We start from the raw sequence: 9,756 nt of genomic DNA on the forward strand, positions 1-9,756 counted from the left end.
TCGCCGCGCTCAGCCGCCGCTGAGCGCGAGCACGATCGCCACGAAGTCGTCGGGCTTCAGCGCATGGCCGAGTTCGCGGACGCAGCGGCCGTTGACGAACACCCGCATGTTCGGCCGCAGCATGTCCTGCTCGTCGACGACGCGAAAGCGCAGGCCCGGGTAGCGGCGCTCGAGGTCGGCGAACAGCGCGGCCAGCGTGTCGCCGCTGGCCTCGACGTGCGACTCGCCCGTGTAGGAGCGCAGCGCGCCGGGCACCAGCACCTTCATCCGAGCTCCGCGACTTCGACCGCGTAGATCTCCGGCAGGTGGCGGGCGATGTTCGTCCAGCGCGAGCCGCCCTCGTGCCCGATCCACAGCTCGCCGCTGGTGGTGCCCAGGTACAGCGCCGGCTCCGGCAGCGCGTCGGCCGTCATCGCCTGGCGCTTGACGGTCCACCAGGCCTGCTCCACCGGCAGGCCATGGTCCAGCCGCTGCCAGCTGCTGCCGCCATCACGGGTCACGTAGGCCGCCGGGCGGCCGCCGGGGCTGGTGCGCGGCCAGACATCGTTGCCGTCCATCGGGAACACCCAGGCGGTGTCCGGATCGCGCGGATGCACGACCATCGGGAAGCCGATGTCGCCGACCTCCGCAGGCATGCTGCGGCCGATGCGCTGCCAGGCGGTGCCGGGCCGGTCGAGCCGGTAGATGCCGCAGTGGTTCTGCTGGTACAGGCGGTCGGGGTTGCCCGGGCAGATGCGCACGCAGTGCGGGTCGTGGAAGGTCACGGTGGTGGCGTCAAAGCCTTCGACCACCTGCATGCCCTCGACCAGCGTGGTCCAGCTGCGCCCGGCGTCACGCGACTCGTGCACGCCGCCGCCCGACATGCCGAACAGCAGGTGCGCCGGGTCGCGCGGGTCGATGACGATGGAGTGCAGCTTCGGCCCGTCGGGCGTGCCGTCCTGCACCGTGCCCATCCACTCGCGGAACTGGGGATCGTCGTTGACGGCCGGCAGCGGCGCCCAGCTGATGCCGCCGTCCTCGGAGCGGAACAGGCCCTGCGGCGAGGTGCCGGCGTACCAGCTGTCGTGCTCGCTGGCGTGGCCCGGCGTCAGCCAGAAGGTGTGGTCCACCGCGCGTGGTGGCAGGCTGTTCGACGGCTTGTCGAAGGCCGGCGGCTGGCGTGCTTCCTTCCAGCTGCGGCCGAGGTCGGTGGAGCGGAACACGGTGGGGCCGAGGTGCCCGGTCTTCGCGGCGGCCAGCAGCGTCCGGCGGTCGCGCGGGTCGAGCTGCACGTGGCTGATCGTGTGGCCGAGGAAGTGCGGGCCGTCGAGCGTCCAGCGCTCGCGCCGGGCGTCGCCGTGCAGCAGCCAGGCGCCTTTGCGGGTGGCCACCAGCATCAGCAGTCGGGTCGGCGTGGGGGTCATGAGCGGTCCTCCGTGAAGGCTGCCAGCGTGCAGCGCGGCGAAGCGACAGGCTTCGCTTCAACGCCACGACGAACGGGACGATGCCGGATCGACAGCGCCCGCCGATCCGGGCTTCCCCTCGTGAGAGCAGCTCCTAGGCTGTCACCTCGGCCCGATCGCACGCCGCGGCGTTGCCGGGCACCGCCACGGGCTGCGGCAGGCAGCACTTGTGCTGGATGAGGTCGCTGCGTGCGAACAGGTCGGCGGCCCAGTCGACGAACACCCGCAGCTTGGTGCTCAGGTGGCGGTTCGGCGGGTAGACGACGTGGATCGGGATGGTGTCGGCGCACCAGTCGAGCATCAGCGGCACCAACGCGCCGCTGTCGAAGTGCGGCTTCGCCATGAAGGTGGTCGTGCGCACGATGCCCAGGCCGGCCAGCCCGGCGGCAAGGTTCGCGTTCGAGTCGTTGACCGAGACGACGTGCTGGCCGGTCAGCTCGATGCGCTCCCCGCTCTTCTCGAAGCTGAACGGGAAGGGCCGTCCGGTGCGGTGCGAGAAGTAGTTGATCACGCGGTGCTGGCCGTCCTCAAGCTCGCTCGGGTGGCGCGGCGTGCCGTGCCGCTTCAGGTAGGCCGGCGTTGCCGCCAGGATCAGGTGGAACTCGCCGATGCGCCGCGCCACCAGCGACTGGTCGGTGATCTCGCCGCCGCGCAGCACGCAGTCGACGTTCTCGCCGACCAGGTCGACCGGCCGGTCGGTGACACCGAGGTCGATCTGGATGTCCGGATAGCGCACGTGGAAGTCGGGCAGCGCCGGGATCAGCAGCATCTGGCCGACCGAGGCGCCGACGTCGATGCGCAGCCGCCCGCGCGGGTTGGCCTTGGCGTGCGACATGCTCGACTCGAGCTCTTCCATCTCGCCGAGGATGCGCAGCGCGCGGTCGTAGTAGGCCGCGCCGTCGGCGGTGACGGTGACACGCCGCGTCGTGCGGTTCAGCAGCTTGGTCTGCAGGTGTTTCTCGAGCGTCTGGATCAGCCGCGTGACGGTCGGCTTGGGCAGGCCCATCGAATCGGCGGCCTTGGTGAAGGTGCCCGCCTCGACGACGCGCACGTAGGCCTGCATGGCAGAGAACTTGTCCATCGTCGGCCCCTCCTGTCGGTCTGTGAATGCAGCGATTGAACCGCAGAAACGGGCTGCGATTGTTGCAACGCGCGGAACAGGATGTGAGCGCGCCGGCCATTTATCGCTGCGGCGTTGCGCCCTATCTTCCACCGCATTCCAGCACGCATGACGCCGTCCTGCGGCATCGAAGTCGCCATGTCCTCACCTTCATTCCGGTCGTCGCCCCCCGCCAGTGCCTGGCGCGACGAGTCCTTCGCCATTGCCGGCGCCGCGCCGATGACGCTGCGGATCTACGGCTGCGGCGAGCGCTGCGCCGGCATGCCGCTGGTGCTGCACTTCCACGCCGGTGCCTTCGTCGGCGGCGGGCTGGACGACGGGACCACGGTGGCCGGCCTGCTCGCCGATGCGGGCGCCGCGGTCGTGTCGATCGACTATCCGCTGGCGCCGGCGCACCCCTTCCCGCAGGCGATCGAGGCCGGCTACGCCGCGCTGCAATGGCTGGAGCGTCAACGGCGCCGGATCGCTGCTCCGCAGGCACCGCTGTACGTCGCCGGCGAGGAGGCCGGCGGCAACCTCGCTGCGGCGGTGGCGATGATGGCGCGCGACCGCGCCGGGCCGGAACTGGCCGGCCAGATCCTGCTGTCGCCGATGCTCGATGTCTGCGTGGGCACGGCCTCGCAGCGCCACGCCAAGGCCGGGCCGGTGGGTTGCCGCTGGGCCGACGGCTGGCGCGCCTACCTGGCGCGAGGGGCCGACGCGCTGCACCCCTATGCCGCGCCGGGCGCGGCACAGCGCCTGGCCGGCCTGCCGCCGACGCTGCTGGCCAGCGCCGCCGACGACCCCTTGCGTGACGAGACACAGGCCTTCGCGCAGCGGCTGCGTGCGGCCGGCGTGCCGGTCGAACTGGCCCTCATCGAGGGTCCCACCGGCTGGCCGCGCAGCTACCTCTCGGGCGAACCGCGCCACTGGGCCGCGCCGCTCGGCCTGCATCTGAACACCTTTCTCCAACACACCACGAACCGCACCGGGAGCCCCGCATGAACAAGAACACACCCAGCCGCCGAACCGGCGCGATTGCTGCCGCCACCGCACTGACGGCGCTGGCTGCCATCGTCGCCACCGCCTTCGGGCTGTCGAGCAGCCCGGCCGAGGCCACCGGCCCGGCCGCCGCACCGCCGGCGACACCGGTCTCGGTGGCCACCGTGGTGGCCAGCGAGGTGGCCGCATCGCACGAGTTCTCCGGCCGGCTGGAGGCGATCGAGCGGATCGAGGTGCGCTCGCGCGCCGCCGGCACCGTGCAGGCCGTGCACTTCCGCGAAGGGGCGCTGGTGAAGCAGGGCGACCTGCTGTTCTCCATCGACGCCGCACCCTATGCCGCCGAGGTCGAACGCGCCGAGGCGCAGGCGATGGCCGCGCGCTCGCGCCTGGCCCATGCGAAGAGCGAGAACGAACGTTCGCAGCGCCTGTGGGACGAGCGCGCGATCGCGCAGCGTGAGTTCGACGAGCGCACGAACACCTTGCGCGAAGCCGAGGCCAACCTGCGCGCCGCCGAGGCGGCGCTGCAGTCAGCCAAGCTCAACCTCGGCTACACCCAGGTGCGTGCGCCGATCGCCGGGCGCATCGGCCGCATCGAGATCAACGCCGGCAACCTGGTCGCTGCCGGCCCCGGCGCGCCGGTGCTGACCACGCTGGTCTCGGTCAGCCCGATCTATGCGAGTTTCGACGCCGACGAACAAGTCATCGTGCGGGCGCTGAAGGACCTGCCCGGTGGCGCCAGTGCGCGTGCACAGCTCGAGCGCATTCCGGTGCAGATGGGCACCGCTGCGACGACGCAGCTGCCTTTCGAAGGCCGGCTGCAGCTGGTTGACAACCAGGTCGACACGAAGAGCGGCACGATCCGCGTGCGCGCCGTGTTCGACAACAAGGACGGCAGCCTGATCCCCGGCCAGTTCGCCCGGCTGCGCATGGGCGAGGCCAAGACTGGCAGCGCGCTGCTGATCAACGAGCGCGCCGTCGGCACCGACCAGGACAAGCGCTACGTGATGGTCGTCGGCGCCGACAGCAAGGCCGTCTGGCGCGAGGTCAAGCTGGGCGCCTCGGTCAACGGCCTGCGCGTGGTCAGCGAAGGACTGAAGGCGGGCGAGCGCATCGTCGTCAACGGCCTGCAGCGGGTGCGCCCGGGCATGGCGCTGGCGCCGCGCGAGGTGGCGATGGACGCCAAGCCCGAAGTGACGGCGCAGCGCGACGGCGCGGCGCGTTCGTGATTGGCGAGGACCCCATGAACCTGTCCAAGTTCTTCATCGACCGGCCGATCTTCGCCGGCGTGCTCTCGCTGCTGATGTTCCTCGCCGGGCTGATCGCGCTGCGTGGCCTGCCGATCTCCGAGTATCCCGAGGTCGTGCCGCCCACTGTGGTGGTGCGCGCACAGTACCCGGGCGCCAACCCGAAGGTGATCGCCGAGACAGTGGCCACGCCGCTGGAGGAGGCGATCAACGGCGTCGAGAACATGCTGTACATGAACAGCCAGGCGACCACCGACGGCGTGATGACGCTGACGGTGACCTTCGCGCTCGGCACCGATCCCGACAAGGCGCAACAGCTCGTGCAGAACCGCGTCGCGCAGGCCGAGCCGCGCCTGCCCGAGGAGGTGCGGCGCACCGGCGTCACCACCATCAAGGCCTCGCCCGACTTCATCATGGTCGTGCACCTGGTGTCGCCGAACGAGCGCTACGACATCAACTACCTGCGCAACTACGCGGCGCTGAACGTCAAGGACCGGCTGGCGCGCGTGAAGGGCGTCGGCCAGGTGCAGCTGTGGGGCGGCGGCGAGTACGCCATGCGCGCCTGGCTGGACCCGCACAAGATGGCCGAGCGCGGCCTGGCCGCCGGCGACGTGGTGCGCGCCATCCGCGAGCAGAACGTGCAGGCCGCGGCCGGCGTGGTCGGCGCCTCGCCGGGGCTGCCCGGCGTCGACCTGCAGCTGTCGATCAACGCGCAGGGCCGGCTGAAGTCGGAGGAGGAGTTCGGCGACATCATCGTGCGCACCGGCGCCGACGGCGCGGTGACACGCCTGCGCGACGTCGCCCGCCTCGAGCTCGGCGCCGCCGACTACGCGCTGCGTTCGCTGCTCGACAACAAGAGCGCCGTCGCGGTCGCGGTGCTGGCCGCGCCGGGCTCGAACGCGATCGACATCGCCGACCAGGTGCGTGCGCAGATGGAGGAGCTCAAGCGCTTCATGCCCGAGGGCGTGGGCTACGAGATCGTCTACGACACCACGCAGTTCGTGCGCGCGTCCATCGAGTCGGTGGTGCACACGCTGCTCGAGGCCATCCTGCTCGTCGTGCTGGTCGTCATCCTGTTCCTGCAGACCTGGCGTGCCTCGATCATCCCGCTGCTGGCGGTGCCGGTGTCGGTGGTCGGCACCTTCGCGGTGATGCATCTGTTCGGCTTCTCGATCAACGCGCTGAGCCTGTTCGGCCTGGTGCTGGCGATCGGCATCGTCGTCGACGACGCCATCGTGGTGGTCGAGAACGTCGAGCGCAACATCGAGGCCGGGCTGAGTCCGCGCGAGGCCACCTACCGCGCGATGCGCGAAGTCTCCGGCCCGATCATCGCGATCGCGCTGGTGCTGGTCGCGGTGTTCGTGCCGCTGGCCTTCATCACCGGCCTGACCGGGCAGTTCTACCGCCAGTTCGCGCTGACCATCGCGATCTCGACGGTGATCTCGGCGGTCAACTCGCTGACCCTGTCGCCGGCGCTGGCCGCACTCCTGCTGCAGCGCCGCGGTGCGCCCAAGGACGCGCTGACCCGCGGCATGGACCGGGTCTTCGGCTGGCTGTTCCGCGGCTTCAACCGCTTCTTCGGCCGCGGCGCGAACGCCTACAGCGGCGGCGTGACGCGGGTGATCTCGCGCAAGGTGCTGATGCTGGCGGTCTATCTCGTGCTGGTCGGCGTGACGGCGCTGCTCTTCAAGGCCGTGCCCGGCGGGTTTGTGCCGGCGCAGGACAAGCAGTACCTGATCGGCTTCGCGCAGCTGCCCGACGGCGCCACGCTCGACCGCACCGAGGATGTGATGCGCCGCATGAGCGACATCGCGCTGAAGCAGCCCGGCGTGGCCAACGCGGTGGCCTTCCCCGGCCTGTCGATCAACGGCTTCACCAACAGCTCGAACTCGGGCATCGTCTTCGCACCGCTGAAGTCCTTCGACGAACGCGGCAAGGCGAACCTGCCGGCCGGATTGATCGCGCAGCAACTCAACCAGCAGTTCGCGCAGATCGAGGACGCCTTCGTCGTCATCTTCCCGCCGCCGCCGGTGCAGGGCCTGGGCACGACCGGCGGCTTCAAGCTGCAGCTGCAGGACCGTGCTTCGCTCGGCTACGAGGCGATGGATGGCGCCGTGAAGGCCTTCATGGCCAAGGCCTACGCGGCGCCCGAGCTGGCCGGCATGTTCTCGAGCTACCAGGTCAACGTGCCGCAGCTCTATGCCGACATCGACCGCACCAAGGCGCGCCAGCTCGGCGTCTCGGTGACGGAGGTGTTCGACACGCTGCAGATCTACCTCGGCAGCCTGTACGTCAACGACTTCAACCAGTTCGGCCGCACCTACACCGTGCGGGTGCAGGCCGATGCGGCCTACCGCGCGCGCGCCGAGGACGTCGGTGCGCTGAAGGTGCGTTCGGCCAGCGGCGAGATGGTGCCGCTGTCCGCGCTGCTGAAGATCCAGCCCAGCTTCGGGCCGGAGCGGGCGATGCGCTACAACGGCTTCCTCTCCGCCGACATCAATGGCGGCCCGGCACCGGGCTACTCGTCGGGCCAGGCGCAGGACGCGATCGAGCGCATCGCCGCCGAGACGCTGCCGCCGGGCATCGGCTACGAATGGACCGAGCTGACCTACCAGGAGATCCTGGCCGGTAACTCGGCGCTGTGGGTGTTCCCGCTGGCGATCCTGCTGGTCTTCCTGGTGCTGGCGGCGCAGTACGAGAGCCTGACCCTGCCGGTGGCGATCATCCTGATCGTGCCGATGGGCCTGCTCGCGGCGATGACCGGCGTGTGGCTCAGCGATGGCGACAACAACGTCTTCACGCAGATCGGCCTGGTCGTGCTGGTGGGCTTGAGTGCGAAGAACGCGATCCTGATCGTCGAGTTCGCCCGTGAGCTGGAGTTCGCCGGCAGGACGCCGGTGCAGGCGGCGATCGAGGCGAGCCGGCTGCGCCTGCGGCCGATCCTGATGACCTCGCTCGCCTTCGTGATGGGCGTGCTGCCGCTGGCCACCGCCACCGGCGCCGGCGCCGAGATGCGCCAGGCCATGGGCATCGCGGTGTTCGCCGGGATGATCGGCGTGACCGCCTTCGGCCTGTTCCTCACGCCGGTGTTCTACGTGCTGATGCGCCGCTTGGCCGGCAACCGGCCGCTGAAGCTGCACGGCGAGGTACCTCATGTCGAGGCCTTCGCGAGCGCGTCGTCCGGTGGCGGCGATGCCTACCCTGTTCCCGCGGCGCCGGTGTCGCGCCATGAGTGAGTCAATGACCATGCAAAACCCAGTCCGTCCTCTTCTCACGCCGCTGCTCGCCGCGCTGGTGCTGGCTGGTTGTGCGACGGCCCCACCGAGCCTCGACAAGGCGCTGCCGCAGACGCCCGCCGCCTTCAGCGAAGGCGGCGTCCCGTGGACCACTGCCGCGCCGGCCGAAGCGCAAGCACGCGGCGAATGGTGGAAGGCCTTCGGCGATGCGCAGCTCGACGCGCTGGTCGAACGTGCCGAGCGTGGCAGCACCAGCATCCAGGTCGCCGCGGCGCGGCTCGCGCAGGCGCGTGCCGTGCTCGGTGCCACCGACGCGAACCGCGCGCTGCAGGTCGGCCTGGGGGCCGGTGCCAGCCGCGAGGCGCAACGCGGCCTGGGCGTGGCGCCGAACACCGTGCTCAGCGCCGGCGCACAACTGTCCTACGAACTCGACCTGTTCGGCCGGCTCGCCAAGGCGAGCGACGCCGCCGCGCTCGACGTGCGCTCGCGCGAGGCGCTGCTGCGCAGCACCCGGCTGCTGGTGCAGGCACAGATCGCGCAGTCGTACTTCGCGCTGCGTGCGCTCGATGCCGAGCAGACGCTGGTGCACGGCACCGTCGAGGCCTATCGCGACACGCTGCGCCTGACCGAGCGGCGCTACGCCGCCGGCGATGTGGCCGAGCTCGACCTCGTGCGCGTGCGCAGCGAAGTGGCTGCCACCGAGTCGGAGGCGCTGGCGCTGGAACGCCAGCGCGCCCAGCTCGAACATGCGATCGCACTGCTGGCCGGCGAGCCGGCGTCGGGCTTCCGCATCGCCGCGGACGACTGGCGCGCGACGCCACCGCAGGTACCGGCCGGCGTGCCGAGCACGGTGCTGGCGCGGCGGCCTGACGTCTCGGCGGCGCAGAGCGCGCTGCTGGCGGCGCAGGCGCGTGTCGGTGTGGCGCAAGCGGCCTGGTTCCCGAATCTGGCACTGACCGCCAGCGGCGGCTTCGCGTCCAGCGAGTTGTCGGAGCTGTTCCGCTCGTCGGCGCGGGCCTGGGGCATTGGCGCGCTGCTCTCGCTGCCGCTGCTCGACGGCGGGCGCCGCGAGGCGGGCGTGGCCAATGCGCGCGCTGAACTCGACGCGGCACTGGCCGGCTACCGCGAGCAGGTGCTGGTCGCCTTCAAGGACGTGGAGGACGAACTCGCCGCGTTGCGCCTGCTGGCCCGGCAGGGCGACGCGCAGGGCCAGGCGGTCGACGCTGCGGCGCGGGCGACGACGCTGTCCGAGACCCGCTACCGCAATGGCCTGGTCAGCCAGCTCGAACTGCTCGACGCGCGCCGCAGCGAACTGCGCAACCGCCGCGAGGCGCTACAGGTGCGTTCGGCGCAGTACCAGTCCACCGTGCGCCTGATCCGCGCACTCGGTGGCGGTTGGGGTGAGGCTGCCTGATACGGAAGTGCGTTCAACGATCAAGGAACGGACTGTTCCGCGGCATCTGCTCACGGCCCTTTGGAGAAATTCTCGGAAGTCAGCTTTCGTGCCTGCGTCGAGCATCGCGGCAGGCGCTGCCCGCTGGTGGCTCATTCGGCGGCGGTCGGCCTTGCAGGCCGACTGCACTGCGATGCTCGCGCCGGGGTCGTGCCGCAGAACTCACTTCGCGACCTGCGGTCGCTGCGTTCAAACAACCGCGGCAAGTCAGATCACGAAGCGCGCTGGCGCGCGCCGACCCCGGCGCTGCGCTTCTCGTCGCCGCCCAAATCGCCTCCAG

General features: G+C 70.7%; 8 protein-coding genes. 5 read left to right on the forward strand and 3 right to left on the reverse strand.

Annotation, left to right across the window (positions count from 1 at the left end):
• Positions 1–9 precede the first annotated feature (9 nt).
• The 3 genes from AAG801_RS18165 to AAG801_RS18175 all read right to left on the reverse strand — a co-directional run bounded on the left by AAG801_RS18165 (position 10) and on the right by AAG801_RS18175 (position 2,523).
• On the reverse strand, positions 10–267 hold the full coding sequence (locus AAG801_RS18165) for a MoaD/ThiS family protein (protein WP_341889605.1): 258 nt from the start codon (positions 265–267) through the stop codon (positions 10–12).
• Positions 264–1,403 (reverse strand): glycosyl hydrolase, encoded by a 1,140-nt coding sequence (locus AAG801_RS18170; protein ID WP_341889606.1) that lies wholly within the window; start codon positions 1,401–1,403, stop codon positions 264–266. The genes AAG801_RS18165 and AAG801_RS18170 overlap by 4 nt, the downstream gene beginning before the upstream one ends.
• A gap of 133 nt (positions 1,404–1,536) precedes the next feature.
• On the reverse strand, positions 1,537–2,523 hold the full coding sequence (locus tag AAG801_RS18175; protein ID WP_341889607.1) for a LysR family transcriptional regulator: 987 nt from the start codon (positions 2,521–2,523) through the stop codon (positions 1,537–1,539).
• A 258-nt stretch (positions 2,524–2,781) separates the two neighbouring features.
• Here AAG801_RS18175 and AAG801_RS18180 point away from each other — a divergent pair, with 258 nt between their 5' ends.
• The 5 genes from AAG801_RS18180 to AAG801_RS18200 all read left to right on the forward strand — a co-directional run.
• Complete coding sequence (locus AAG801_RS18180; protein WP_341889613.1) at positions 2,782–3,546, forward strand: alpha/beta hydrolase; 765 nt, start codon at positions 2,782–2,784, stop codon at positions 3,544–3,546.
• Positions 3,543–4,769, forward strand: coding sequence for an efflux RND transporter periplasmic adaptor subunit (locus tag AAG801_RS18185; RefSeq protein ID WP_341889608.1), 1,227 nt, complete (start codon positions 3,543–3,545; stop codon positions 4,767–4,769). Before AAG801_RS18180 ends, AAG801_RS18185 begins: the two co-directional genes overlap by 4 nt.
• 14 nt (positions 4,770–4,783) lie before the next feature.
• Positions 4,784–8,023, forward strand: coding sequence for a multidrug efflux RND transporter permease subunit (locus tag AAG801_RS18190; RefSeq protein ID WP_341889609.1), 3,240 nt, complete (start codon positions 4,784–4,786; stop codon positions 8,021–8,023).
• A 4-nt stretch (positions 8,024–8,027) separates the two neighbouring features.
• Positions 8,028–9,437 carry an efflux transporter outer membrane subunit gene (locus tag AAG801_RS18195; protein WP_341889610.1) on the forward strand — a complete coding sequence of 470 codons (1,410 nt, stop codon included), beginning with the start codon at positions 8,028–8,030 and terminating at the stop codon, positions 9,435–9,437.
• A 60-nt stretch (positions 9,438–9,497) separates the two neighbouring features.
• The coding region (locus AAG801_RS18200) for a hypothetical protein (protein ID WP_341889611.1) at positions 9,498–9,756 on the forward strand (259 nt) is incomplete at its 3' end.

The sequence above is a fragment of the Variovorax sp. YR752 genome (genome assembly GCF_943372545.1).

Bases quoted from the DNA above. Each gene is read 5' to 3' on its own strand.
- AAG801_RS18185 (WP_341889608.1), top strand. From the start codon at position 3,543: ATGAACAAGAACACACCCAGCCGCCGAACCGGCGCGATTGCTGCCGCC.
- AAG801_RS18195 (WP_341889610.1), top strand. From the start codon at position 8,028: ATGACCATGCAAAACCCAGTCCGTCCTCTTCTCACGCCGCTGCTCGCC.
- AAG801_RS18170 (WP_341889606.1), bottom strand. From the start codon at position 1,403: ATGACCCCCACGCCGACCCGACTGCTGATGCTGGTGGCCACCCGCAAA.
- AAG801_RS18190 (WP_341889609.1), top strand. From the start codon at position 4,784: ATGAACCTGTCCAAGTTCTTCATCGACCGGCCGATCTTCGCCGGCGTG.
- AAG801_RS18165 (WP_341889605.1), bottom strand. From the start codon at position 267: ATGAAGGTGCTGGTGCCCGGCGCGCTGCGCTCCTACACGGGCGAGTCG.
- AAG801_RS18180 (WP_341889613.1), top strand. From the start codon at position 2,782: ATGACGCTGCGGATCTACGGCTGCGGCGAGCGCTGCGCCGGCATGCCG.
- AAG801_RS18175 (WP_341889607.1), bottom strand. From the start codon at position 2,523: ATGGACAAGTTCTCTGCCATGCAGGCCTACGTGCGCGTCGTCGAGGCG.